General features: G+C 59.8%; 21 protein-coding genes. 6 read left to right on the plus strand and 15 right to left on the minus strand.

Features of this window, described 5'->3' with window-relative positions:
- Nucleotides 1-21: 21 nt before the first annotated feature.
- On the minus strand, nucleotides 22-600 hold the full coding sequence (locus WCA53_RS17350; protein ID WP_423913037.1) for a TetR/AcrR family transcriptional regulator: 579 nt from the start codon (nucleotides 598-600) through the stop codon (nucleotides 22-24).
- A 123-nt stretch (nucleotides 601-723) separates the two neighbouring features.
- Here WCA53_RS17350 and WCA53_RS17355 point away from each other — a divergent pair, with 123 nt between their 5' ends.
- The 4 genes from WCA53_RS17355 (at nucleotide 724) to WCA53_RS17370 (ending at nucleotide 6,058) form a co-directional block, all read left to right on the plus strand.
- The gene (locus WCA53_RS17355; protein WP_423913042.1) at nucleotides 724-1,701 is read left to right on the plus strand and encodes an SDR family NAD(P)-dependent oxidoreductase; all 978 of its coding nucleotides are present in this window, start codon (nucleotides 724-726) and stop codon (nucleotides 1,699-1,701) included.
- Between the two features lie 481 nt (nucleotides 1,702-2,182).
- On the plus strand, nucleotides 2,183-3,325 hold the full coding sequence (locus tag WCA53_RS17360; protein ID WP_423913046.1) for a S8 family serine peptidase: 1,143 nt from the start codon (nucleotides 2,183-2,185) through the stop codon (nucleotides 3,323-3,325).
- A gap of 317 nt (nucleotides 3,326-3,642) precedes the next feature.
- Nucleotides 3,643-4,353 (plus strand): glutathione S-transferase C-terminal domain-containing protein, encoded by a 711-nt coding sequence (locus WCA53_RS17365; RefSeq protein ID WP_423913049.1) that lies wholly within the window; start codon nucleotides 3,643-3,645, stop codon nucleotides 4,351-4,353.
- Nucleotides 4,354-4,405: 52 nt separating this feature from the next.
- Nucleotides 4,406-6,058: an FAD-dependent oxidoreductase gene (locus WCA53_RS17370; RefSeq protein ID WP_423913052.1), complete on the plus strand. Its 1,653-nt coding sequence runs from the start codon at nucleotides 4,406-4,408 to the stop codon at nucleotides 6,056-6,058.
- Nucleotides 6,059-6,062: 4 nt separating this feature from the next.
- Here WCA53_RS17370 and WCA53_RS17375 read toward each other — a convergent pair whose 3' ends face one another.
- Nucleotides 6,063-6,638 carry a DUF1697 domain-containing protein gene (locus WCA53_RS17375; protein WP_423913054.1) on the minus strand — a complete coding sequence of 192 codons (576 nt, stop codon included), beginning with the start codon at nucleotides 6,636-6,638 and terminating at the stop codon, nucleotides 6,063-6,065.
- Entirely contained in the window at nucleotides 6,635-7,555 is a 921-nt protein-coding gene (locus WCA53_RS17380) for a LysR family transcriptional regulator (protein WP_423913056.1), read from the minus strand. Before WCA53_RS17380 ends, WCA53_RS17375 begins: the two co-directional genes overlap by 4 nt.
- 146 nt (nucleotides 7,556-7,701) lie before the next feature.
- On the opposite strand from WCA53_RS17380, the gene WCA53_RS17385 reads away from it, so the two are divergent.
- A complete protein-coding gene (locus WCA53_RS17385) occupies nucleotides 7,702-8,940 on the plus strand; it encodes an MFS transporter (protein ID WP_423913061.1) in 1,239 nt (412 codons plus the stop codon).
- A gap of 239 nt (nucleotides 8,941-9,179) precedes the next feature.
- Complete coding sequence (locus tag WCA53_RS17390) at nucleotides 9,180-9,620, plus strand: nuclear transport factor 2 family protein (protein WP_423913065.1); 441 nt, start codon at nucleotides 9,180-9,182, stop codon at nucleotides 9,618-9,620.
- A 78-nt stretch (nucleotides 9,621-9,698) separates the two neighbouring features.
- Here WCA53_RS17390 and WCA53_RS17395 read toward each other — a convergent pair whose 3' ends face one another.
- From WCA53_RS17395 to WCA53_RS17450, 12 genes are all read right to left on the minus strand, one after another.
- On the minus strand, nucleotides 9,699-11,360 hold the full coding sequence (locus WCA53_RS17395; protein ID WP_423913068.1) for an ABC transporter ATP-binding protein: 1,662 nt from the start codon (nucleotides 11,358-11,360) through the stop codon (nucleotides 9,699-9,701).
- Nucleotides 11,357-12,472, minus strand: a complete 1,116-nt coding sequence (locus WCA53_RS17400; RefSeq protein ID WP_423913071.1) for an ABC transporter permease — start codon at nucleotides 12,470-12,472, stop codon at nucleotides 11,357-11,359. The genes WCA53_RS17395 and WCA53_RS17400 overlap by 4 nt, the downstream gene beginning before the upstream one ends.
- Nucleotides 12,426-13,478, minus strand: a complete 1,053-nt coding sequence (locus WCA53_RS17405; RefSeq protein WP_423913073.1) for a microcin C ABC transporter permease YejB — start codon at nucleotides 13,476-13,478, stop codon at nucleotides 12,426-12,428. Before WCA53_RS17405 ends, WCA53_RS17400 begins: the two co-directional genes overlap by 47 nt.
- Before the next feature lie 8 nt (nucleotides 13,479-13,486).
- The gene (locus WCA53_RS17410; protein WP_423913076.1) at nucleotides 13,487-15,442 is read right to left on the minus strand and encodes an extracellular solute-binding protein; all 1,956 of its coding nucleotides are present in this window, start codon (nucleotides 15,440-15,442) and stop codon (nucleotides 13,487-13,489) included.
- Between the two features lie 188 nt (nucleotides 15,443-15,630).
- Nucleotides 15,631-16,614, minus strand: coding sequence for a murein tripeptide/oligopeptide ABC transporter ATP binding protein OppF (gene oppF / locus WCA53_RS17415; protein WP_423913080.1), 984 nt, complete (start codon nucleotides 16,612-16,614; stop codon nucleotides 15,631-15,633).
- A complete protein-coding gene (locus WCA53_RS17420; protein WP_423913102.1) occupies nucleotides 16,607-17,608 on the minus strand; it encodes an ABC transporter ATP-binding protein in 1,002 nt (333 codons plus the stop codon). The genes oppF and WCA53_RS17420 overlap by 8 nt, the downstream gene beginning before the upstream one ends.
- Nucleotides 17,609-17,610: 2 nt before the next feature.
- Nucleotides 17,611-18,516 carry an ABC transporter permease subunit gene (locus WCA53_RS17425; protein WP_423913085.1) on the minus strand — a complete coding sequence of 302 codons (906 nt, stop codon included), beginning with the start codon at nucleotides 18,514-18,516 and terminating at the stop codon, nucleotides 17,611-17,613.
- A 30-nt stretch (nucleotides 18,517-18,546) separates the two neighbouring features.
- Nucleotides 18,547-19,467: an oligopeptide ABC transporter permease OppB gene (gene oppB, locus WCA53_RS17430; protein WP_423913087.1), complete on the minus strand. Its 921-nt coding sequence runs from the start codon at nucleotides 19,465-19,467 to the stop codon at nucleotides 18,547-18,549.
- 94 nt (nucleotides 19,468-19,561) lie between these two features.
- Nucleotides 19,562-21,262: a peptide ABC transporter substrate-binding protein gene (locus WCA53_RS17435; protein ID WP_423913090.1), complete on the minus strand. Its 1,701-nt coding sequence runs from the start codon at nucleotides 21,260-21,262 to the stop codon at nucleotides 19,562-19,564.
- Between the two features lie 175 nt (nucleotides 21,263-21,437).
- Nucleotides 21,438-24,176, minus strand: a complete 2,739-nt coding sequence (locus WCA53_RS17440; protein WP_423913093.1) for a TonB-dependent receptor — start codon at nucleotides 24,174-24,176, stop codon at nucleotides 21,438-21,440.
- A 280-nt stretch (nucleotides 24,177-24,456) separates the two neighbouring features.
- A complete protein-coding gene (locus WCA53_RS17445; RefSeq protein WP_423913097.1) occupies nucleotides 24,457-25,032 on the minus strand; it encodes a helix-turn-helix domain-containing protein in 576 nt (191 codons plus the stop codon).
- A gap of 207 nt (nucleotides 25,033-25,239) precedes the next feature.
- Entirely contained in the window at nucleotides 25,240-26,403 is a 1,164-nt protein-coding gene (locus tag WCA53_RS17450) for a tetratricopeptide repeat protein (RefSeq protein WP_423913104.1), read from the minus strand.
- Nucleotides 26,404-26,408: the final 5 nt, after the last annotated feature.

Raw genomic sequence — 26,408 nt, forward strand, 5'->3', positions numbered from 1 at the left:
GCCTTGGGTCGGTTGCGGAAACTACTCGGGGGGCCTGGATCCAAGCAAAAGTATATCGACCAGCCTCGTTGCACTTTGCTGCCAGTCCGGCGCTGACGCGACATTCGAAACGCCGACGAGAGCGCGAAGCAGATCCAATGGTTCAAGATCGGGCCGGATGTCGCCATTCGCGATTGCGCGCGCAACGAGCAACTGGATTGCGTCCTTGATCTGCGCGCCGGACGATTCGAATAGCTTTGTCGGTCCTCCGACGATCGAATTTAAAGCTGGCGCGATGATCTTTTTCGTAGCGATGTAGTCGATGAAGAGCAACATCCAGGATCGCAATGCATCGAGCGGCGGCAGCGAATCGGACAGTCTTCGCTCCTCGTCCGCAAGCTTCGCCACCTCGGCACGGTAGACGCTCTCCAGGAGTGCCTCGCGCGTAGGAAAGTGCCTGTACAGCGTACCTACGCCAACGCCCGCCCGGCGAGCGACGTCCTCCAGGCTGATATCGCCCCCGGCGCGCGTGAATGCTGTTTTCGCTTCTTCAAGGATGCGTTCGCGATTGCGCAGCGCGTCGGCTCTAGGTTTTCGTTCTTTTGATGTCGAATCGTTCATTTGCACGTTGAATGCTTGCAAACGGAGGGTGACTCCGTTTAGTATTTAAAAAAGCGGAGGAGGGCTCCGTTTTTATCCCAGACTGGGAATGACGTCAACTTTCATTGTGCTGGAGAGGCGGAAATGACTGAGAAATTTGGGGCGAATTCGACGACGGACGACGTGCTTGCGGGCGTCGACCTTCATGGCAAGCGAATTCTTGTGACAGGTGTGTCCGCGGGACTGGGCGTAGAGACGGCGCGGGCGTTGGCAGTGCGCGGGGCCAGCGTTATCGGCGCGGCCAGAGATCTGGAAAAAGCGAAGCAGGCGATCGCTGACGCGCGGCGCGAGGCCGTCGTAGCGGGCGGCAGTATCGAGTTGATTGCGCTCGATCTAGCGAGCCTTAAGAGCGTCCGGGCTTGTGCCGACAGGCTGCTGGAGGACGGCAAACCTATCGACGTCATTATCGCGAACGCGGGTGTGATGGCAACTCCCTTCGGCAAGACAGCGGATGGATTCGAGACGCAGTTCGGTACGAACCATTTGGGGCATTTCGTGCTGGTGAACCGCCTGGCGTCGCTGATTCCATCTGGCGGTCGAGTGGTCATGCTCGCGTCGTCGGGGCACCGTTTCTCGGACGTGGATCTCGACGACGCCAACTTCGAGCGCACAGCTTACGATCCGTTCGTTGCATACGGGCGTGCCAAGACGGCGAATATCCTCTTTGCGGTGGCCTTCGATCAGCGACATCGGGCGCGCGGCGTACGCGCAGCCGCAGTTCATCCCGGCGGCATTCACACGGAACTCGCCCGCCATATGGACGAAAGCCAGATGACGGCGCTGCTCGAGAGGATCAACACTCAGCTTGAGTCAGAGGGGAAGGGGCTGTTTCAGTTCAAGACCGTGCCACAAGGGGCGGCGACTTCCGTCTGGGCCGCGGTGGTGGCGTCAGCCGGCGACGTCGGAGGTCGATACTGCGAGAACTGCCATGTGAGCGAAACCGTTGCCGACGATGTTGTCATTACGCCCGTCAGCGAAGGCGTTCGACGCTATGCGCTTGACGCTGCAGGTGCTGACGCGCTCTGGCGCAGAAGTGAAGAAATGGTTGGCGAATCGTTTTGACACGACGCTTTGAACGCCGTTGAAACGGTGCCCCGCCGCGCACGTGTAAATGCTTTTGTCGCGGCGACGGCTTCCAGATCGACTTGAACGCCTGCAGCGTGTCCTTCCATCATTGCGTCTGCATCGGGCCCGGGGGGCGACGGCCCGCGGCCGAGGCGCTGCGTTTCAAGCGTTTCGAGGTCAATGAATACCGGCTGCGGAATGAAGTAGTGCGAATCGATCAAATCATTGCCGTTCACCGGATCGTGGCTGAGACTTTGCGCGACTGCTGCCTCATTGACGGCGAGGTCAGCGCAATGGAGCCGCTCGTCGGTCATCCCGATTGAGCCCGCCGTCGCGTTTCGCGCGTGATATGCGGGGGACGGCAATAAGCAATGCGCGGAGTGTGGCCTTCAACACAGACGCCGCGGGCAATGGGCGTACTCTACCTGTCGTGTCCTCAGGTAACGCCTACGCCTATCAAACACACTGGATTCATCCTATGTATGTCGCCAACTACGCGCTTATCGATGACATCCAGAACACGGCTGGCGAGAACCATGCCGACATGGTGACAGCGACTATCAACAACTACATGTCGCAGTATGGTTTTTCGTCGAATCAGACACAGGCTTTCCAGTTTCCCGATTCGTGGACCACAGAATCCATTCAGATAAATTTCGATGTAGCCTCCATCACATCGCCCGTTGTCAACAATAGCTGGGCGAGTCTGGCTGCTTCGCATTCGCCGGACGCATGGTTAAATGGCAATCCTGCCGTATATAGCGCGTTGGAAGGCGCATTCCTGAGCGGCAAGACCATGGTCTTTGCCGCTGGAAATGACGGTGCGAGTAGCCCAAATGAAGTGTCGTTTGATGCATCAACGCCATTCGTGATCAGCGTGAGCGCGATGGATCTGGACCCTAACGGCCACGAGCAATTGGCGTGGTATAGCAGCGCCAGTCCGGCCATGACGAATTACGTCACCCTGGGCACGGTCGCGAATTACCCGCAAAACCCTACCGCCATCGGCACGTCATTCGCCGCGCCGCGTATCACCGCACTCATATCCATGCTCGATGCCGAGTATGGAGGCCAGCTTACGCAGTCCGACATTCATACGATTCTTGATCAGGGCAGCATCGGCGAGAACGAGGCGCAAGAAAACCAGCCGAACATGCCGACGTATGTCTATCACGTCATTGACGACACGACGTTCGGCAATATCCTGCACATGCAGTACACACCTGGCGAATGTACGCTACGCATGGAAGTGTCGGGCCTGTACAACCTGCTTCTTGATCGAGTAGCTGACACGGGCGGATTGAATTTCTATACCAATCGCGCCGCAACGCAAGGACTCGGCGTTGTTGACGCGCAATTGAAGGCTAGCCCTGAGTACCAAACAGTGTCCAGCCACGCCATCAATGAAGTCGGTCTCATGGAAGATGTGCAGGCCATGTATCACGTCTTCCTTGGCCGAGAATCGGATGACGGCGGTTTGGCTTGGTGGGTGGATCACATCGCGCACGGCAACACGCCCACCAATCAGCAAATCTTGATCACCGGCCAGCACATCGATATCAGCCAATACGAACAGGCGTTCGTAGCCGCAGCTGGTCAGCATCTCCCGTCGTGGTTCTAAGCAGAACTCGTCAGATAATTTTCCTGACCTGACGCTAAACCCCACCTCGTTCGGTAATGCGGTTCAGTTAAGCCAGGACGGCATATTTGTTTGTGCAACAAGAAGTGTATGGTCCCTGTGGCCAGACGGGGCGCTGATTTCATCCGTTCCTGCCAGGTGTAACCCGGCTGTTCTCGGTCAACGAGGCCCCGCGCACTCGGATATTCTTAGCCAATGTGATCCCATGATCGCTGATCTAATCAGCTCCGGCGTCGGATGTATTCGGGCCGCTACAGCTAGCGTTTCTGCTTGTTCCCGTGCCGCAAAAGGAGTGCTTCATGCTGACGCTTTATTCCTATCCGGACCTCTTCGGCGTCGCCGATAACAATCCGTTCGGTCTGAAGGTGTTCGCGTTCATGCGGTTGTCGGGGCTCAACTTCGAGCATCGTCACGTCCTCGACACGAGCCTCGCGCCGCGTGGGCAGTTGCCGTATCTCATCGATGGCGACGATACGATCGGCGACAGCGACAGCATCATCGCTCATTTGACGCGTCGGTACGATCTACGCATCGACCGCGCGCTTTCGACGGGACAATTGAATCTCGACTTCATGGTCCGGCGAACGCTTGACGACCTGTACTGGACGATGAGCTTTTCACGCTGGCGCGACGAGCGCTTCTGGCCGTCCTTTCGCGACGCCCTTCTCGCCGCGCACTCCGACCTATGCGCGAGCGATCTTGACGCCGCGCGCGAATACAACCGGTTGCGGTATCACTATCAGGGCATCGGCCGCTATGAGCCGGAGCAGATCTATGCGAGGGGTATCGACGATCTGCGCGTCGTGGCGGACCTGCTCGGCGACACCGGTTATGTTTTCGGCCCCGCTCCAGCCACCGTTGACGCAGCGATCTATGGTTTCGTCGCCAATATTTACTTCTACGAAATCGACACGCCGTTAAAGCGGTACGTGCTCTCGCGCCCGGCGCTCGTGCGCCATTGCGAGGCCATTCATCAGCGGATCGGCTCGCCTCAGAGGGTATCCTCTTGAGGTGAAACCAAGTAGACCGAGCTTCACCTCAATTGCCTGTTTGGACGAAACCATGCTGACAATCGACGACATCCGGGCGATTCCACTGTTTTCAACACTCCCTGACGATGAACTGGAACATCTCGCGCACTCGTGCGCAGACCTGCATCTGTGCGCGGGTGAGTTCGCGGTCCATGAAGGTGGAGAGCGCGCACTGTACGCCGTTGTGTCCGGCAAGATGGAAGTCATCAAGACGTTCGACGGTATCGAGCGCACGCTGGGCTGGCGTCTGCCCGGAACCATCTTTGGCGAAGTGCCGCTCGCGCTGAGTTCACCGTTCCCAGGTGCCTATCGGGCCGCGGAGCCGTCGCGTGTCATGCGCGTGGACGCTCAGCGTTACTACATACTTGCTGCGGCGTCGCCGGAAATTGCGTTCAAGATGGGCGCCCTTGCGCGTGAGCGGATTGGCGGACTGCAGGGCCTCTCCGCCGAGCCACCCAAGGCCCGCGTGACCATGATTGGAAGTCGCTGGGACACCGCCTGTACCGCGCTGCGCCAGTTCCTTGCCCGCAACCAGATCAGCTACGACTGGATGACACCGGATGCGCCCGAAGTGACGGCGCGCTGGCCTGGAACCTGCCCGCCAGAGCAGGATTGCCCGGCATTGCGACTGGTCGACGGGACGGTGCTGAACAGACCTACGACACGAGAGCTTGCAGAGTTGCTAGGTCTGCAGACACAGCCTCGCCTCGCCGAATACGACACGATGATCATTGGTGGCGGACCGGCCGGTCTCGCTGCGGGAGTGTACGGTGCGTCTGAAGGCTTGCGTACTGTGGTGCTGGAGCGCGAAGCACCGGGCGGGCAGGCCGGGACCTCCTCGCGGATTGAGAATTACCTCGGCTTCCCCAACGGCGTGTCGGGCGACGAACTGGCGAGCCGTGCACTGCAGCAAGCAAGGCGGCTCGGCGCAGAGATTCTGGTGACACGGTCTGTCGATCGAATCGATGTCGCCGGCCGTAGCGTTCACCTCGACGGAGGTGGCATCGTCCGGGCGCGAACGATCATCCTCGCGACTGGCGTAACGTGGCGCCGCCTCGCGATTGACGGCTTCGACCGGTTTATCGGTAAAGGCATTTACTACGGCGCGTCACGCAGCGAAGCGAGCGCTACTCACGGACTCGACGTCTATCTGATCGGTGGTGGCAACTCGGCCGGCCAGGCAGCGTTGTACTTTGCCAATCATGCGCGCATGGTTACGCTTGTCCTGCGAGGCGATTCGCTGGAGAAGAGCATGTCTCGCTACCTCGTCGAGCAGCTTCGTGGGAAGTCAAACGTAGGGGTGCAACTGCGATCGGAAGTAGTCGGTGCACACGGCGATACCCATCTGACAGCGATCGACTTACGCGATGGGTCGAGTGCAGAGGTGCGTCGACACGACTGCGGCGCATTGTTCGTGTTCATTGGCGCCGACGCAGAGACGGAGTGGTTGCCGGAGGAAATCGCACGCGATGTGCGCGGATACGTTCTCACCGGCGACGACGTCGTCAAGGCGGGACGCTGGTCCCATAGCCGGGATCCCTACCTCCTCGAATCGAGTGTTCCTGGCGTGTTTGCCTGTGGGGATGTGAGATTGAGCCCGGTGAAGCGCGTCGCTTCAGCGGTCGGCGAAGGCAGCATGGCGATCGCGTTCGCCCACAAATATTTGCAGCACGACGCCAGATAGCTGATTACGCGCTGACGAGTTCAAGCAGTTTGTTCGTGGTGTTCCAGTTTCGGGTGGTGGCCTGGGTGCCGAGCAGCCTCTCGATAAAACTGTTGTTTAGCTTGGTGCGTCCGTAGCCGTTCGGGCAGTACACGTAGACCACCTGCTTGCCGAGCGCGTACTCGTCGGGTAGGTAGTCGCGCGACGCCGCGCTGGCCATTTTCTTTCCGGCGGTCTTCAGGAACGTAAAGTGAAGCTTCGTCGAGTCGTAATCCTGCCAGCCCTTGGGAAGCCCTTGAATCGCAGCCGATAGATCGGCGCCGGTCCACGCAATCACCGTAACGTCCGCGTAACCGAAACGGCTCGCGATCTCCCGCTCGATGGTCGATTCCACTTGCGCGGCCTTAAGCGTCGAATCGAGGATCAGATTGCCGCTCTGTAAATAGCTGACGGCATTCTGAAATCCCGATTCGGCGCACATCGCCAGCAGCTCTTTCATCGACACCTTGCGATGACCACTGACATTGATCCCTCTGAGCAGACACACATAGCGCATGGTAACGAGGCCGATCCAGGTGTAAGGGAGGAGACACGAATTCAAGCCGTCGCGATATCGGTGAGTTCGTGCGATGTACGAGCCCGTAGACGCGGCGTCACGAAGTCGAGGAAAGCACGCAACTTCAAAGGCAGGGGCGCTTGTCCTTTATGCACAAGATTGATCGGCAATGGCGCCGACTCAAAAGCGTCGAGCACGACGTTAAGCGCGTTGTCGCGTATAGCGTCTGCGACCTGATAGGACAGCACACGTATCAGTCCAACGCCAAGAATTGCGGCGGCGATAGCTGCATCCGCCGTATTGACTGCAAGCCGTGAACGAACGGGCACGGACAGCTCCGACTTGCCGGACCCGAAAACCCACGCGCGCATCGATGCAAGGACCTCGAAGGTGATGCACTCGTGCCCGTCGAGATCGCGTGGTTTGTCGGGCACGCCATGCGTTGCCAGATAGGCCGGACTTGCACAGATAACCCGGCGAACCGTTCCGACTCCCATTGCCATCAGCGTGCTATCCGGCAATTCGCCGATGCGGATCGCGACGTCGGCGTGCTCGTCCATCAGATGCACGACGCGGTCCGTGAACACAAGCCGAATGTCGATCTCCGGATAGTGCGCGAGAAATTCGGCAACCACCGGCACCACGTGCAAGCGCCCGAAAACGACGGGCGCGGTGACCACGAGCTCGCCCTTGGGCGAGGCGTATTCACCTGTCGCAGCGCGCTCGGCTTCTCCAATTTCTTCGAGAAGGCGCCGGCAGGCGGCCACGTACGAACTCCCGGCTTCCGTCAACGAAAGTTGTCGCGTCGTGCGGTGAAGCAGACGCGTCTTCAGATGCGATTCCAGTTCCCCAACCTTGCGGCTGACCGTTGCCAGCGGCATGCCGAGGCGACGCGCGGCAGCCGACAGACTGCCCGCATCAACGACCGCGACGAGGATAGACATGGATTCAAGACGATTCATCGGCGCCTATCAAATAATGGAAGGATGATTCCCGATCGTGAGGGATTCTCTTCGTAGATGCAAGTGCGTAAGGTTCGCAATCAACCTCTGGATCGCAGCGTCTCGCTGCAGATACCGGAGACATTGAAGATAAAAAGGAGAATGCCGTGCACGGCCAGCCCACCACACCCACTAGTCCAACACCCCCCGCGGTAGCGTCGCGCGGCAAGATCGTCATGATGGCGATCATCGCTGGTGCGGTGATCACCAACATCTATTGCACCCAGCCGATCCTGCCGTTGATCAAAGCGGGCTTTGGGGTCGACCTGACAACAGTCGATCTCGTCGCCGCTGCGGCGCTGCTTGGCTTCGCGACCGGGCTTGCGTTGCTATTGCCGCTTGGCGACCGCTTCGACCGGCGCAAGCTGGTACTCGGCCAGATCGCATTCGCCTGCGTTTTCGCCATCGCGGCTGCGATCTCGCCCAGCATCTGGACGTTGATCGCGGCTTCCTTTGGGCTGGGCATTGTCAGTTGCGTGCCACAGCAACTCGTACCGTTCGCGGCCGTCATGTCGTCGCCTCACCAGCGAGGGCGCAACGTCGGGACGGTCGTCAGCGGCATCATGGTCGGCATCCTGCTCGGTCGCACGGTAGCAGGCCTGGTCGGTGCCGCTTACGGGTGGCGCGCGGTCTACGGGATGGAAGCGGCGTTCATGGTGCCGGTCTTTATCGCCGCGGCTATGCTCCTGCCGCAGGGTGTGCCCTCAACAAACCTTTCCTACGGACGCCTACTCGGTTCGCTCTGGCCACTGGCGCGGGACCATCGTCCGATTCGTGAATCGATGATGATCCAGGCGCTCCTGTGGGCCTGTTTCAACGCCTTCTGGGTCAATCTGGCGGCGCTCCTTGCCACCGGACCCTGGCACCTTGGCAGCGCATGGGCGGGCGGCTTCGGCATCATCGGCGCGGCCGGCGCGTTTGCCGCTTCACTCGGCGGCCATCTCTCCGACCGGCGCGGGACCCGCCATGTCATTGGGTGGAGTATCGGCATTGTTACGCTGGCCTACCTGCTTCTCTCCGGCGCGAATTCGTCGCTGACCTTGCTCGTGATCGGCGTCATTGTGCTGGATATCGGTGTGCAGGCGGGGTTGGTATCTAATCAGACTCGCGCGTTCGCAGTCGATCCAAAAGCACAGGGCCGCATCAACAGCCTCTATATGACGGCCACCTTCTTGGGCGGCGCCATCGGTGCGACGGTCAGCGGCTGGCTGATGACCCGCTTTGGCTGGAACGGCATCGTCGTCTTTGGTGTCGTGCTCGGGCTCGTTGCTTCTGCAATCCACTGGATCGGTGCTCCTCGCAGGACAGGAGGACGGACTAGTCCGGATGCCGACGCGGCTATCTAGGCGAAGCGGGATCTCATCGAACCCGGATTGATGTAAGGCACAAGGGAATCTGTTAGCCGGAGGGCGCCGCCAGTTGCGGTTGCCACCGGCTTTCGTGGTTTGCGGCATGCTGCACCGCCCGTTCCAGCACACTTCAATATGCGATGAAACGTTGACCGCCTTGGCGCCTTTACAGTTGTCCTCGGCGTGCAGGGAATAGTACTTTGTGACGCCGCAATCTATCCAAGTGAGGACGCGCCATGAACCCGACTATCGATCCATCGATCACTCATATCTACGAGGCATGGCACGATACCGTGCGCAAGAGGGATCTGGAAGGCACTGCCGCGCTCTATGCGAAAGACGCCATCCTCGAGACTCCGCTAGCGCTGGCTGTCTATCCCGATCGACGGTCGGGCCTGATTCATGGCCGTATCGCGATCAAGACATTCTTCGAAGACGGCCTTCGCAAGTTCCCGAGCGATCTTGCGCAGTGGTATCGAACCGGCACGTTTTTCGCAAACGGTCAGCAATTGACGTGGGAATACCCGCGCAAAGCACCTAGGGGTGAGCAGGTCGATCTCATGGAAATGATGGAGATCGAACACGGCCTGATTCAATGCCATCGCGTGTATTGGGGGTGGTACGGCGTGCGGCTATTGACCCCCGCGCTCGCAAGCAACAACGCGAGCGCAATCTGAGCGCGTTCAGCACGGGCATGAACGAGTTGCGGGCCGATGGACCGTAGCGAAGAACGTGCAGCTTCCACCGAACGTTCGTCAATCAGTCGCAGCTCCGGTATAAGCCTTTGCTTCGCCCGCGGGCGACACGATCAGCGACGACGCCAGCAGCGACTGTGTATAAGGATGCGATGGCGCGTGCAATACATCGAGCGTATCGCCGGCTTCGACGATGCGTCCCGACTTCATCACGATCACGCGATGCGCCATGGCTCGCATTACCGCCAGATCGTGCGTAATGAACAAATAGGTTAGCTCGTATTTCTTCTGCAGGTTTGTCAGCAGATTCAGCACTTGCTTCTGGATGGATACGTCGAGCGCGCTGGTGGGTTCATCGAGCACGAGCAACTCCGGCTGGACCGCCAGTGCTCGCGCAATCGCAATACGCTGGCGCTGGCCACCGGAAAACTCGTGCGGATAGCGAAGCATCGAGGCGGCAGGCATGCCGACTTCCTCCAGCAGTCCGCCGATGCGTGCGCGGCGCGCTTTGGCATCCATGTCGGGCTGATGCATGGTCAGGCCTTCGCCGATGATCTGTTCCACCGTCATGCGTGGCGACAACGAGCCGAACGGATCCTGAAACACAACTTGCATGCGCGAATAAAGCGCCCGGCGAGAACGCTGGGTTTTCAGCGTAGAGAGCGGCAGGCCGTCAATATAAATATGACCGGCAGCCGGTTTCTGCAGGCCGAGCACGGTCGCCGCGAGCGTCGATTTGCCCGACCCCGATTCGCCGACGATGCCAAGCGTTTCCCCGCGCCGGACGCTCAGGTCGACGTCGTGCACTGCGCGAAAGGTGGAGCGCCCGAACAGGGAGCGCCAACCCTTCGCAGACGTGCTGTAGTCGACGGCCAGTCCCTGCACTTCCAGCAAACAACGCGCATTCGGCTCGACCCGCTCCACCGCGCGTTGCGGCTCGCTGTCCAGCAGACGTTGGGTATAGGGATGTTGCGGGTTGGAGAACAACGCTTCGGTCGTATTGGTTTCGACCAGCACGCCCTTTTCCATCACCGCAACCCGTTGCGCGAAACGCTTCACCAGATTCAGGTCATGCGTGATGAGCAGCACGGCCATGCCGCGCTCCGCTGCTTCCTGCTCCTGCAACTCGATCAACAGGTCGACGATCTGCTGGCGCACGGTGACGTCGAGCGCAGTGGTCGGTTCGTCAGCAAGCAGCAGGCGGGGCCGGCACGCGAGCGCCATCGCGATCATCGCGCGTTGCCGCTGGCCACCGGACAGTTGATGAGGAAAACTATCGATACGACGCTCCGGCTCCGGAATGCCGGTGCGCGTGAGCAACTCAATGCCGCGCTGGCGCGCAGCGTTTGGCCGCAAGCCTTCGTGCAGGCGCAAACTTTCGGCGATCTGCTTGCCGATCGTGAATAGCGGATTGAGCGCTGTCATCGGTTCCTGAAACACCATCGCCACATCGGCGCCGCGCAGGCCGCGCATTTGCTGTTCGGTTTTCTGCAGCAGGTCTTCGCCGTCGAGCAGGATGCGGCCGCTTAGTTGGGCCTGCTCGATAAGGCGCAGGATCGACAACGCAGTGACGCTCTTGCCGGAACCCGATTCGCCGACGAGCGCGACGCGCTCGCCGCGCGCAATCGAGAGGCTGAGTTCATGCACCGCGATCGTGTCGCCGAAACGCACGGAGAAGCGGTCGAGCTCGAGTAATGGCCGGTTCGGTTTCGCTTCACTCATCGCGGACCTCCGCCGAAGGCTGAACCACGCGAGCGGGTATCGAGCGCATTGCGCAACGCGTCGCCCATGAAGGTCAACAGCAGCAGCGTGATCACCAAAGCGGAGAATGCCGAAATCGAAATCCACCAGGCGTCGAGGTTGTTCTTGCCTTCCTGAAGCAATTCGCCAAGGCTCGGCGTGGGCGGCGGAACGCCAAGCCCAAGGAAGTCGAGGCTGGTCAGCGACAGGATCGCGGCGCTCATGCGGAACGGCAGAAAGGTAATCACCGGCGTCAGGCTATTGGGCAGCACATGGCGCCACATGATCTGCCAGTTCGAGAGGCCCATGGTGCGTGCCGCCCTCACGTAATCGAGGGAGCGGTTACGCAGGAATTCGGCGCGCACGTAGTCGGAGAGCACGAGCCAGCCGAACATCGAAAGAAGAATAAAGAGCAGCCACAGCGTGGGCTCGAAGATCGAGGCGAAGATGATCAGCAAATACAGGTCCGGCATCGAACTCCATATTTCGATCAGACGCTGGCCGATCAAGTCCGTGCGTCCGCCGTAGAAACCCTGCACCGCGCCCGTCAATACGCCGATCAGGACGCCCGACACCGTCAGCGCAAGCGCCATCAGCACCGAGAGGCGGAAACCGTACAGCAGCCGCGCAAGCACGTCGCGGCCGAATTGATCCGTGCCCAGCCAGTTGCTCCTGGTGGGCGGCGCGGGATAGGGGTGCGCCGCGAAATAGTCGATCGTGTCGTAGTAGAAATGATTCGGCGGATAGATCGCAAAGTTGCCGTTCGATTCGAGCCGCGAACGGATATACGGATCGAGGTAGTTCGCGCGCGCCGGAAAATCGCCGCCGAAGATCTTCTCCGAATAATCCTTCGCAATCGGAAAGTAATAGTGCGCGTCATAGCGGACGATCAACGGACGATCGTTGGACAGCACCTCGCCCAGCATGCTGATGACGAACAACGAGACAAAGATCACGAGGCTCCAGTAACCAAGCCGTTGCTGCTTGAAGCGCAGCCATGTGCGTCGCCATGGGGATGGCGATGCCGCGTGCGCCGCACTGGACATGTCAGCGGTCCAGGCGGTTGAATTGGATGCGGGGGTCGACGAGGACATAGCAGACGTCAGCAATGAGTTTGGTTACGAGGGCGATCAGCGTGAACAGAAACAGCGAACCGAGGACGACTGGATAGTCACGGCGAATCACCGAGTCATACGAAAGTTGACCCATGCCGTCGAGTGAGAACAGGGTTTCAATCAGCAGGTTGCCGTTCAGGAAGGCGCCGACAAAGGCTGCCGGCAAGCCGGTCAGCAAAGGAATCGCAGCGTTGCGCAGCACGTGCTTCCACAGCACGTCGCGCTCCGGCGCCCCTTTGGCGCGTGCCGTCAACACGTATTGACGGCCTATCTCCTCGAGAAAAGTGTTCTTGGTCAGGATCGTGACGATCGCGAAGTTGCCCACCACGGAAGCCGTGACCGGCAGCACGATGTGCCACAAATAATCGAGCACCTTGCCGAAGGTACTCAGGGTGCTGAAATTATCCGAGGTGAGGCCGCGCATGGGAAACACCTGCCAGAAGGTGCCGCCGCCGAACAGCATCATTAACAACACGCTCAATACGAAGCCTGGAATTGCGTAACCGGCGAGCACGAGTACGCTCGTGACCGTGTCGAAGCGCGAGCCGTTGCGCACGGCTTTCGCAATGCCCAACGGCACCGATATCAGGTACGTGAGCATCACCGTCCAAAGCCCGAGCGTAATCGACACCGGCAGCTTCGATTTGATGACGTCCCACACGCTGTCATGCTGATAGTAGGACTGGCCGAGGTCAAACGTCGCGTAGCGCTTGAGCATCAGGACGTAGCGTTCGAGCGGCGGTTTGTCGAAGCCGAACTGCTTCTTGATCTGCTCCAGTTGCTGGGGATCGACACCCTGGCTGCCGTGATAGCCGCCGCCACCGGACCCCGCCTCTCCTCCGCGACCCGCGCCGTGACGGAGTTGCGTCATCACCTGTTCGACCGGCCCACCGGGCACGAACTGCGTGACGACAAAAGTCAGCGTGACCACGCCGAGCAGCGTCGGCACCATCAACAGCAATCGTCTGAGAATGTAGGCAAGCATGCTGTTCCTCAGTGGGCCGCAGCCGTGTTTGAGCCAGCGGACTGCGCCGCCTGGGTCGTTTGAGTGGCCTGAGCGCCCGGTGCTTTCGCGTACCAGTAGTCCATGACCCAGTCTTCGTATTGATAGGACGTGGGCACGATCTTCGGAAAGCCGAGCGTGGTCTTGTAGCCGATGCGCGCGCTGGGTGCGTAGTACTCCGGAACCAGGTAAAACGAATAGATCAACACGCGATCCAGCGCGCGGGTCGCGGCTTCCAGATCGTCGACATTGGTGGCTGCGAGCGCGGAGTGAATCAGCGAGTCGACCGCCTTCGAACGCACGCCCATATAGTTCTCGGCCCCGACTTCGGAGGCGGCCGCACTGCCGAAGCGGCGCGTCAGCTCAGCGCCGGGAATCGTGACGGGCCCATAGATGAAGGTGGTCATGTCGTAGTCGAAGTTATCCAGACGCTTCTGGTACAACGCGCTGTCGATTTCGCGCATATGGGCCTGGATGCCGAGCATGCCGAGCGCCTGCATATACGGCAGGAGCAAACGATCCATGCCGGGCTGATCGTCCATGATTTCGATCGTCATCGGCGTACCGTTGGCGTCGCGCAATGCGCCGTCGCGATAGTGCCAGCCGGCTTGCGCCAGCAGATCGACCGCGACGCGCAAATTACCGCGCAAGGAGTTCGGTGGAACCGTGTTGGGTTGCTTGAGCATCGGACCGAACACTTCAGGCGGCACGCTACTGCGCAGTGGTTCGAGCAGCGCCAGTTCCTTCTGGCCCGGCATGCCGGTGGCACCGAATGGACTTGCCGCGAAATAGCTGTTGGTGCGCCGGTATTGGTCGTGCATCATCATCCGGTTCATCCAGTCGTAGTCGAATGCCAGCGTCAGGGCATGACGCACGCGTGCGTCCTGGAACATCGGCTTGCGCGAATTCATCAACAGGCCCTGCATCTGTGCGGGACCGTCGGGGAATTCGGCCTTCTTCAACAGCCCATTGTCGAAGTTCTTGCCGACATATTTGCGCGCCCACTGCGTAGCGCCGTATTCGACAATCACATCCGCGTCGCCCGCCTTGAAAGATTCCAGTTGCGTGTAGTGGTCGCGGTACAGATTGAAGGTGATGTGCTCGAAACGGAACATGCCGCGTCGCGAGGGCAGATTCGCTGCCCAGTAAGCAGGATTGCGGCGATACGTGATTTGCTTGTCGTTCTTGCGCGCCTCGATCAGATAGGGGCCACTGCTGATCGGTGGTGTTGCCGAAATCTGGTCGAATGGTAGACGTTTGCCGTTAGCCTGCATGCCCCACTTCGGCGAGAAGATGGGCAGGTCGCCGGCGATCAGGGGCGCGTCACGCTCGGGATGTTTGAAGTCGAAGCGGATCGTTTGCTTATCGATCACCGTCGCGCTTTTGATCACCGAGAATTGTGCGTTGAAAAGGGGCGACGCTTGGGGGCTCGTCAACGTGTCGAACGAATATTTGACGTCGGCGGCGGTGATCGGGTCGCCGTTCGAGAAGCGTGCGGCGGGATTGATATGGAACGTGGCCGAGCTCAGGTCCGGTGCGACCTCTACATCGTCAGCGATCAGCGGATATTCGGAGGCCAGTTCATCCCAGCTACGCTGCATCAGCGTATCGAACATCAGGTTCTGGATGTCGGGCGCGGGCGCGCCACGCACCAGGAACGGGTTCAGCGAATCGTACGTTTGCAGCTCGTTGTAGTTTTCGAAACTGAGCGAGCCGCTCGCCGGCGCATCGGGATTCGCGTAGTGGAAATGCGTGAAATCGGCGGGATATTTCGGTTGGTCGTACTGGGAGATCGACGGCTTTGCCTGCGCCACCATCGGGGTGGCTGCGCATACCGCCAATAGGCCAGGCGCAGCGGCAATGGCGAACACGATGGGCGAGGCTCGACGCGCCGTGCCGAGCCAACATGCCATTGCACCGTGCAGGCGCTGCAGTCCGGAATTCATCATTCTCTTCATCATCCAATACAGTGCGCACCGGCTCGTGACCTGCACGCGTTTTCGTCCTGCGGCACGCGTACAGCCTGTTGGCTCTACCGGCGTGCGCTGGCCTATTGCGGTGACAGGCAGCTTGCGCCCCCCGCCGCTTAAGCACACCGCTTGTCGCCGGCAGGACGTGTCTAACGGCCCTTAGATCAGGCTAGTAGACACGCTGCCGCAACGCCATGTCCAAGCGTGCGCAGCGGCGGCACTTCGACTGAACAACGTGCCTCCGCCATGGGGCAACGGGTGTGAAAGACGCAACCCGTTGGAGGATTGATCGGACTGGGGATATCGCTGGACAGGATCTGCACGACCTTCGTCCGCTCGATGGCCGGATTCGGCACCGGCACCGCCGAAAGCAACGCCCGCGTGTATGGATGCCGAGGACGCGCGTAGAGCGAATGTTTGTCGGAGAGCTCCATGACGTGACCGAGATACATCACCATCACACGGTCCGAGATGTGCTTGACCACCGCCAGATCGTGCGCAATGAAGATCAATGCAAGCTTCATTTCCTGCTGCAACGACTTGAGCAGATTGACGATTTGCGCCTGGATCGAAACGTCCAGCGCCGACACAGGTTCGTCGCAGACAATCAGCTTCGGCTCCACGATCAACGCACGCGCAATGCCGATACGCTGGCACTGTCCGCCTGAAAATTCGTGCGCGTAGCGGTTGATCATCTGCTCGCGCAAGCCGACCTTCGCCATCATTGCGCGCACGCGCTGGTTCATTTCGTCCTTCGACATACCCGGCCGATGTTCACGCAACGGTTCTGCAATGATCTGCCCCACGGTCATGCGCGGATCGAGCGACGCAAGCGGGTCCTGGAAAATCATCTGGATGTCGCGCCGCACGCTGTGCCACTGTTTTGTCGTGGCGCCGCTGAGATCCTTGCCCATCCACACGATTTCGCCATGCGTGGCGGGGATGAGGTTGAGGATGGCGCGTGATAATGTCGACTTGCCGCAACCCGACTCGCCCACCACGCCAAGCGTTTCGCCGGCCTTCAGGTCGAAGCTCACGCCGTCCACGGCCTTCAGCGTGCGCGATGGCGCCCACGGCAACTTGCTCTTCGCCTTGACGTTGAAATGAACCTGGATGTCGCGTACGGACAGGATGGTTTGCTCAGACATGGGCCACCTCATGCAGCGACTTCATCTCTTCGACCGGGCGATTGCAGGCTCGCAGCCAGGTCGTGTCGCCACCAAACGGTTGGAGCGGCGGGGGAGTGTCCGCGCAACTCGGGGTTGCGTCCATGCAGCGCTCCTGGAACGGACAGCCCGACGGTGGATGCGCCATGTTTGGCGGATTGCCGGGAATGCCGACCAGCGGCGCGTCGCTCTGATCCAGTCGCGGCAATGCGCGCAGCAAGCCGATGGTATAGGGATGGGAAGGGCGGGCGAACAGGTTGTCCGCGCTGCAATGTTCCATGACGCGGCCGCCGTACATCACCATGACTTCCTCGCACAGCCCGGCGACGACGCCCAGGTCGTGCGTGATCAGCACGATCGCCGTGCCGAAGTCATGCTGGAGGTTGCGCAAGAGCTGAAGTATCTGGGCCTGCACCGTGACGTCGAGCGCGGTGGTGGGTTCATCGGCGAACAGCACTTGCGGCTCGCACAGCAGTGCCATTGCAATCATCACGCGCTGGCGCATGCCACCTGACAGTTCGTGCGGATATTGATCGATACGATGTGCCGCTTCGGGAATACGCACCGCTTCAAGCATCTCGATCGAGCGCTTTTTCGCGGCACGACGCGTCATGTTCTTGTGCAGTTCGAGCACTTCCGTCATCTGGCGTTCAATCGTCAGATACGGATTCAGCGACGTCATGGGGTCCTGGAAAATCATGGACAGCCGGTTGCCGCGAATGCGGTTCAGCTTCTTCGCCGGCATGGTCAGCAGGTTCTCACCCTGATAGATCGCGCTGCCCTTTGCGCGCCCGTTCGATGCAAGCAGCCCGAGCATGGCGAGGACGCTCTGGCTCTTGCCCGATCCCGATTCGCCGACAATGCCCAGTGTGCTGCCTTCTTCCAGGTTGAAACTCACGCCGTTGACTGCGCGGACCACGGCGTCGGCCGAATCGAAGGCGACTTCCAGATTATCTATTTTGAGCAGTGACATGATGCTTACCGATCCTTCGGGTCGAGCGCGTCGCGCAGGCCGTCGCCAACAAAGTTGATGCAATACAGCGTCACCGACAAGAACGCCGCCGGGAACAGCAGGATCCACGGCGCCGAGTCCATTACGCCGACGCCGTCTTGAACCAGCACGCCCCAACTGGTCATGGGTTCTTGAACGCCGAGTCCGAGAAACGACAGAACGGACTCCGTAAGAATGACGCCAGGAACCGTAACCGTTGTGTAGATCGCGACAATGCCGAGCAAATTGGGAACGATGTGACGCAGGATGATCCCGCTGGTCGACACGCCAATAGCACGCGCAGCTTCAATGTATTCCTTGTTGCGGATGGCAAGCGTCTGGCCGCGTACGACCCGCGCCATGTCCATCCAGGAAAACACGGTAATGGTCAGCACCACGAGGTAGAAGTCGCGGCCGAGCAGCGTGACCATCAGGATCGCGATGAGCAGGTACGGAATCGCATACATCATGTCGACAAAACGCATCATGGCGTTGTCGACGCGGCCGCCTACGAAGCCTGCGATCGCGCCCCACACAATGCCGAGCGTGACCGAAGTGAGCGTGCCGAGCGCGCCGATCATCAGCGAGACGCGACCGCCGATCAGGCAGCGCACGAGCAGGTCGCGGCCGGTGTCGTCCGTGCCGAACAGATGCCAGTTTGCAAACGTCGGCGTGGAACTCATCATGTTCCAGTCGGTGGAATCGAAGGCGTTCGGCAACAGCATGGGGCCGATCGCGCATGCCAGCGTGATCAGCACCAGGATCACGAGACTCGCCACGGCGGCCTTGTTGCGCATGAAGCGCATACGGGCGTCCTGCCATGGGCTGCGGCCTTCCACCGGCGCGGCCGCCAGCACGCTCTCGAGTGCAGGGACCAGGGAACCTTGTTTCATTGCGGACCTCATGCTCGTTGACTCATTATTTCAGTAGCGGATTTTCGGATCGAGCCACGCATACGCGAGGTCGACCAGCAAGTTGAGCAGGACCGCGACCACGGTCACCAGCACGACGAGTCCCAGCACGAGCGTGTAGTCGCGGTTGGCTGCTCCGTTCACGATCAGCTTGCCGAGTCCCGGCAGCGAGAACACCGACTCGGTCACCACCGCGGCCGTGATCGAACCGATCGCAAGCGGACCGATCACCGACACAACCGGAATCATGGTGGGCCGTAGTGCGTGACGCAGCACGACAGTCCAGCGAGAGAGGCCCTTGGCATAGGCTGTCCTGATGTAGTTGGTGTTCATCACTTCGATCAGGCTGCCGCGTGTTACGCGTCCCACCGTCGCGATGTTGAGGATCGTCAGCAGCGCGACAGGCAGCACCATGTAGCGCACATGAAAGCCGTTCCAGCCACCGGCCGGCAACCATTTCAGCGAGATCGCGAATATGAGGATCAGCACGGGTCCGATCACGAACGAAGGGAACGCGCTGCCCGCGTTACCGATGATCATCAGCAGATAATCCGCAGGGCTGTTGCGATAGAGCGCGGCGACAATACCAAGCGCGACACCCAGGACAATGGCGAGCAACATGGAGATACCGCCAACAGTCAGCGACACCGGCAACGCACGCGCCACGAGGTCGTTGACGCTCCAGTCGGCGTAGCGGAACGATGCGCCGAGGTCGCCATGCAACAGGCTGTTGAGATACAGCAAATACTGCTTCCACAGCGGTTCGCCGAGATGGTATTTCGCCTGCAAGTTCGCCAGCACTTCGGCGGAGACCTTGCGTTCACCGTCGAACGGCCCGCCCGGCGTAGCGTGCAAAAGCAGGTAGCAGACGGTGATGACAATCAGCAGCGTAGGCAACGTCAGCAGCACGCGCCTCAACGTATAAGACCACATGGAACATCTCTCCTGGCGGCGCTGTGACACAAGCGCGTCACGGCATCCGCCTCTTGCTGTTTGCTGGATAGTATTGCGGGCGTTTGCGTCGCGCTTAGTGCGCGACGATGTACATGTCCTTGCTGCGGTAATGGTCCATCGGGTTCTTCAGCGAATACCCGCCCACGTAGCTTTTCACCAGCCTGACCGTGGTGTATTGCAGCAGCGGCAGGATAGGGTAGTCGTCCATCACGAGCTTCGCGGCCTGGGTTTGCAACTGCGTGCGTTTAGCCTGGTCCGTGCTTTCGTTCGCTTCTTTGATTAGTGCGTCGGCCTTGGGATTGCAGTTGCCGCTGTCGTTCTGGTCGGACCCGCATTGCACGAGCTGCAGGAACGTGGTGGCGTCGTTATAGTCTGCGACCCAGCCATTGCGCGCAATCTGATAGTCGCCTTCGTGCCGCTTCTTAAGCAGGACCTTGAACTCCATCGCGTCGATCTCCGTCTCGAGACCGAGCTTCGTTTTCCACTCGGAGGCCGTAAAAATGGCCATTTTCTTGTTGTAGTCGCTCGTGTTCGTCGCGAAGTGCAGCGTCGTGCCCGGCTTCACGCCTGCCTGCGCGAGCAGCTTTTGTGCTGCTTCCACGCGCTTGGCCATCGGCCACGTCGACCAGTCGTAAGCCGTCACGTCCGCGCCCTTCACACCCTTCACAATGACGCCGTAAGCGGGGATCTGCCCGTCCGCTGTCACCCGTTGTGCGAGGATATCGCGGTCGATCACCATGGAGAGCGCCTCGCGCACGCGCACGTCCTTGAGCAGGGGATCTTTATTGTTGAACGAGTAGTAGCGCAGTCCGAGCATCGGCGCGATCTTGATGTCAGCGGCGAACTCCTGCTTGTATTTCGGGTACGTGCCGGACGGCAACTGATACACCCAGTCGTCGTCGCCCGACTGGAACAGCTTGATGTCCGTGGTCTCGCTCTCGACCGGCAGATAGGTCACCTGCGTCAACTGTACGTGCGCCGCGTCCCAGTATTGGGGGTTGCGTGCCAACACGAGCTTGTTGTTCACTTGCCAGTCCTTCAGCATGAACGCGCCGTTGCTCACGAGCTTGCCGGGTTTGGTCCAGTCCTTGCCGTATTTCTCGATGGCGGCCTTGTTGAGCGGACCGAGATTCGTATTCGACACCAGCTCGGGAAGGAACGCCACCGGAAACGGCGTCTTGATTTCGACCGTGTAGGGATCGATTGCGCGGATGCCCAGCGTGTCGGGTGACTTCTTACCTGCCACGATCTCGGTACCGTTCAGCAGGAAGATGCCGTACGTATTGGCGTACGGCGAGGCAATCTTTGGATCGACAAGGCGCTGGCAGCCGTACACGAAATCGCTCGCGACCACCGGTTCGCCATTGGACCACTTGGCATTCTTTCGCAGATGGAAGATCCACGTGGTTGGATCCTTCTGCTCCCACTTTTCCGCCACGCCCGGCACGACGGTGCCGTCGGCATCGGTCGCGGTCAGCCCTTCAAAAAGGTCGCGCGTGACGTTGTTGGCCGGCACGCTCTCAGCCAGGTTCGGGTCGAGGGTCTCGACCTCGGACGCGTTGTTGCGCACCAGTTCCTGCTTGGCGGCAAGCTGCACACCAGGCGGAACGATACCCGCATGAGCCAGATGAACGCTGCTTGCGGCTGCAACGCAAACACTCGCGGCGAGGGCCGGGAGCCACTTGCGTGAAACGCGGCGATGAACAGAATCGTCCGGACCAGAAAACGCGTCAACGCGAGCGCCACGTGCAACAAGAGCTGCAAACAACGTCATGAAAATCCCTATTAATGTATGTGTTCATCAAGCACTGAGCGCAGGATACACGAGGGCTTTTGACCCTGTGCAACACGACGACACGTGCCGTCCTACAAACTGACGAAGGCCGCTCCAGCGCCGCATGACACGCGCTGGAGCGACCGTTCATTCAGACAAACAGCCTACAGTTGCCTTAGAACTTGTACGTTGCGCCGACCTGTGCGAAGCGGCCAAGGTACGTGTACAACGACGTGTCGTAGCCCGTCTGATCCAGCGTGCCATTTGCAAAGATCGGATCGTACGGCGGCGTACGGTTGAAGATGTTGTCGATACCGCCGTAGATCGTCCAGTGCTTGAAGCCCGTGTACGTCATCATCAGGTTGAACTGGCTGTACGAACCGACGCGGTCAGGCGCGGGAGCGGGCAGCAGATTCTGCGCATACGGACCCGTGAACAACCACGTCACCGCTGCGTCAAACTTGTGATACGACCAGTCCACGGTGGTGTTTGCCTTCCAGCGCGGGAAGCTGCCGCCGAACGGCTGTGTGATGGTGAAGTTGTTACCCGCACCATTCACCGGCGATGCACCCGGGAAGCCGATCTTGTAGCTGTTCACGTAGGCTATGTCAGTAGCCAAGGTGAACGTACCGGCTGCCTTCGTCGGCAGGGACTGCTTGAACGTGCCTTCGAAACCGTTCGTGTCGAGATAGCCGAGGTTCGCGTACGGGATGACCTTGTACAGCAAGTCGCCCGTTGTCGGGTCGGTGACAACCTGGCTAGGAGTGCCCTGGCCGATCACGTTATCGACACGAATCTTGTACCAGTCGAGGCCAATATCCGTCGTTTTGGTGGGCGACAACTGGAAGCCGACGCTGAGGTTTTTCGTGCGCTCGGCGGCCAGATTCGGATTGCCTTCCGTGATCGACGTGTAGTTCTGACCCGTGTTCGGATCGACCTGAATACCCAGCGTTTGCGACGCGCTGTTCTCAACGAACGTAGGCGCACGGAAGCCGCGATCGTACGAGGTGTACATCGTGAGCGCCGAAACCGGCTGATAGCGAAGCGCGAAACGCGGCGAGAACGCACCGCCGACATCGCTATAGTGGTCGTAGCGGCCCGACTGACTAAACGTCAGGTTGCGCACAATCGGAATATCCACCTGGTAGTACACGGCAGCCACGTTGCGCTGTCCGTTCACCGTCTGGAGATTCGGATTGATAACGAGGCCTTCTTCGAACGCCCCACCCGGGTTCATCACTTCGCTCTGGTGCGTGAACTGTGCACCTAAGCCAAGACCCACATCGCCCGCTGGCAGATGGAAGAGGTCTGGCGTCGACAGCGTCGCGTCAACAGTATCGAGCTTCGAGATAGCCAGGTTGTTCGCATCCGTGTACAGCCCAGCGAACGCGTTCGGCGTATTCGCCGGATTCGCGAAATCGAGCGTCCCGTTCTGGTAAATATTGTTCAGTACGGTAGGGTTGAGCTGGTTCGTATAGGTGTTCGAAACCGTGCTCTGCGAGTGACTGATCGACGTCGCCCAATCCCACTCGCCGTTCGGCAGGTTGAACGAGCCCTTGACGCCCGTCGATGCGCGGTAGTACGTGGCATACGTCTCTTCCGCGTTTGCGCCCGGGAATGCATACGTGAGCGGCGAGGCAACACCGGTCGTGTTGTACGGATTGGTCACCGGCACAACCGTGTTAAACGGCGTAAGCAGCTTGGTCGTCGGATTCCACACGAGTGTGGGAACCTGCGGATTGCCGACAACGTTGCCCCACAGACCGTCATTGGTGGTGGTGTTGTTGTCGCTGACCAGGAAGTCCGCGAACGCCGTCGTCGTATCGTTGATCTTGAAATCGGCGTGAATCTTGGCGTTCGCACGCTCGGTCATCGGCGCGATGGACGTGCTTTCCGCGGTGTTGTAGCCGCAAACTGTGCCAGCCGATCCGGCCGTCAGCGAGTTGGTGGCTGCAGGACGCACGCTACCGCCGAACGGACAGCCGCCGCTCAATGCCTGCACGCTGCCGTCGGGCAAAGTCCAGTACGACGGCGCGAGCAACGAAAGGCCGCCTGGCTGATTGGTGAAATCCTGATTGCGCGTCGAGTCGCGGTCTGCGAGCGTGAAGCCGTTCGACTTGTAGTAGCTCGCGGCGGCAGTCACGTTGAATCGATCGGAGTTGAGATCGCCATAGCCGGCGAGCACACCGAATTTCGTCTCGCCCGCGCCGTTGCCACCATTGATCGCGCTGCCAAGGCTGCCGTCGAGTTGCACGCCCTGGAAGTCGTGCTTCGTGATGATGTTGACCACGCCCGCAACGGCGTCCGAGCCGTATTGCGACACAGCACCGGTCTTCACGATATCGATGTGATCGATGGCGTTCAACGGCAGCGTGTTCAAGTCGAAGAAGGAGTCGACGCTGTTCGAGAAGAATGCGAACGGCGCAACGCGCTGTCCATCAACCAACACGAGCGTGTACTTTTCGCTGAGGCCGCGCAGGGCGATACCCGCGGCGCCGGCGGCAAAGTTGCCGGACTGGCCTTCGCCCCAGCTATTCGCTGAGTTCGATGAGGTGTCGCGCAGGAACTCGGCGACGGTCGTCGCGCCGCTGGCCACGATGTCTTTTTGCGTAACCGTTTGAACCGCATTGAAGCCAACCTTATCGGCGCTGCGAATCAGCGACCCGGTCACTTCAAATTTCTTCAACTGCTGGACGCCTTTGCCAGTCGGTGTCGCGGTGTTGTTGTCCGCGGACGGTGCTGCTGCTGTGCCCGGTGCCGCTGCTGCCGGCGCGCTTTCCGTCGTCGCGCCTGCCGTGGTTCCGCTGGTGGCCGGCTGGCTTTGAGCAAAAGCCGGCACGGCGATTGCTGCTGACAATGCTAGTTCAGCCCAGATTATTTTTTTGATGGCCAGCGCCAATGCCCTTTGTTTCATTTTTCCCCTTCTTGCTCGTCAGTAAGGCCACAGCTATGTGTGAAGAGAGGTCTTGTGAACCTCCACTCGATATACGGCGTTTCTCGCGCCGCGCTCCGTTAAAGCCGACCCGCGCTCCTACTGCCCGGCAAGCGGGTCAATGGCGCACCAATTTGCAAGTACAGACGGGAAGACGGGGACTTCAATATCGGACTACTTATTTTTTGCAAACGAAATTCGCGGCGCTTTCCCGATAGTTTTTCCCTCAACCACTTTTAACGAAAGCACGGAGCAAAGGCGCCTAAAACAATCTTGGGGTACCCACCCACACAACCACCGCTTCTTCACGAGCGGTATTGGACCAGGCGTGGGGCACGGTGGACTCGTAATGCGCGGTGTCACCCGCCTGCAATACAAACGTTGTACCTTCTAACGTGAGCGACATCTGGCCGCTCATCACGTACAAAAACTCTTCACCTGCATGTGTCGTAACTTCCGATGGGTTCTGTCCCACCGGCATCCTGACGAGAATTGCTTCCAGGTTGCCGCCGACTGCCAAGTTCGTCAGCCGTCCAAAAAGATTTGCGGATCCGTCGAACCCGAAGTACTTCAGCTCACCGCCTCTGCGCACTGACTTGTCTTCGCTCGGCGTATCAACGAAGTACTGCACCGTGACCCCTAGGGCTCGAGCAATGCCAACCAGCGATGTAATAGAAGGCGTTGCATGCCCTCGTTCCACTTGCGATAAGAAGGGCTTGGAAATCCCCGCACTCGTTGCCACCTCATCCAGCGTGCGCTTAAGCCTTTGGCGAAGCGCGCGAATTTTGCCGCCTATTGAAACTGCGATCTGGGCTTTGTTGCTGAGCGGCAAAACCATAGCAAGACAGAACCCCGTAGTCAAAATTAGTTCGGTATATCCAAACTATGATTTATTAGATGCAGCATCCTCTCTAAGACACGCGTCATAAACCCGGTTCGTTTTCGCGATGGGGTGTTCAATCGATGCGATCCTGGGGACACTGTCGTACTTGCCTAAAACCAGGGGTTGGTTGCCTACGCAAACCAACCCCGTCTCCTCTCGAACTTACTTCGACGCTACCAGTACCCACAATCGAGCGAGGTCGGCCGAACCGTCGGAGCCGTTCACCGCACGGAAGGCTTGCACTGCGTGAGCTTTGTCGCCTTCCACGTAGTAGGCCACGCCGAGATGCAACTGCGCCTGGTCAGGGTGATCGAGCCCACCCTTCGCGATCGCCGCCTGCATTGCTGCAATACCCTGCTTGGTTTGTCCCGCGAAGACCTCGTTGAAGCCGACGTCGACCGGCGCTACAGGGTTCGCCGGATCTGCAGGCGCTTGCGCCCGCTTTGCCGCGAGTGCCTGCAACCGCTTTTCGCGATCCGCCTGTGCATCGTGGCCCAGGACGCCTGACGCGAAGCCCTGATCGATCACCTGCTTGCCCTCGGCCGTGGTACCCGACACGATCGAAAGCTGGGTCATCTCCATGTATCCGTCGACGGTAGTGAGCGAACCGGTCGCGCGACGCAGGCGATAGGTGTCAATATCGAGCGCTGACGAGTAGCCCGGCTTCGTGCGGATCGCTTGAAACAGGTCGTCCCAGTAAGACGGCTTCGGGTAGAAGGCGACCAGTTTTTCGAGCGCGCCGCGGTACGTCGCGTCATCTTTAACACGCTGCGCGCATGTGCCAAGCAATTGCAGTTGCGACTCGTCGGGCGCATGGCCCGCATGCGTATTGAGCAAAGGCTTGAGCAGGCTCACCACATTGGCGCAGTCATTCGACAGGTAGTAAGACTGCACAAGCAACGTGTGTATATCGGGGTCGCCGCCGCCCGACTTCATATAGCGCTGCGCGACCTTAATAGCCTGTGCGTAGTTCTTTTCCTGGAAGTAGATACCTGCGAGCGCCGCGGTGGTGCGTTGTTCGTCGGCACCGACGAGGTGCCCGGAGCTCAGCAACGTTTCATAGGCCTGGGCAGCGACAGCGTTGTTGCCCGCCGCCGCAGCTGCAGCGCCGCGCATCTCTTCGATCATGGTGCTTTCGTACGGCGTCTTGCCCGGCACGGCAGCCGCCTGATCGATCTTCGTCAATGCGTCGTTGTACTTGTGCGCGCGATACAGATCCTGCGCCGCGTTCAGTGGCTTGGCCACATCCGGCCGCAAGGTATCCGCGGCATGAGACGCGACCGGCAGCACGACAAGGGCGGACAGTCCTCCGATAGCGGCTGCAATGACAG

Origin of the sequence: Caballeronia sp. (assembly GCF_049581465.1) — a bacterium.
Lineage (GTDB): Bacteria > Pseudomonadota > Gammaproteobacteria > Burkholderiales > Burkholderiaceae > Caballeronia.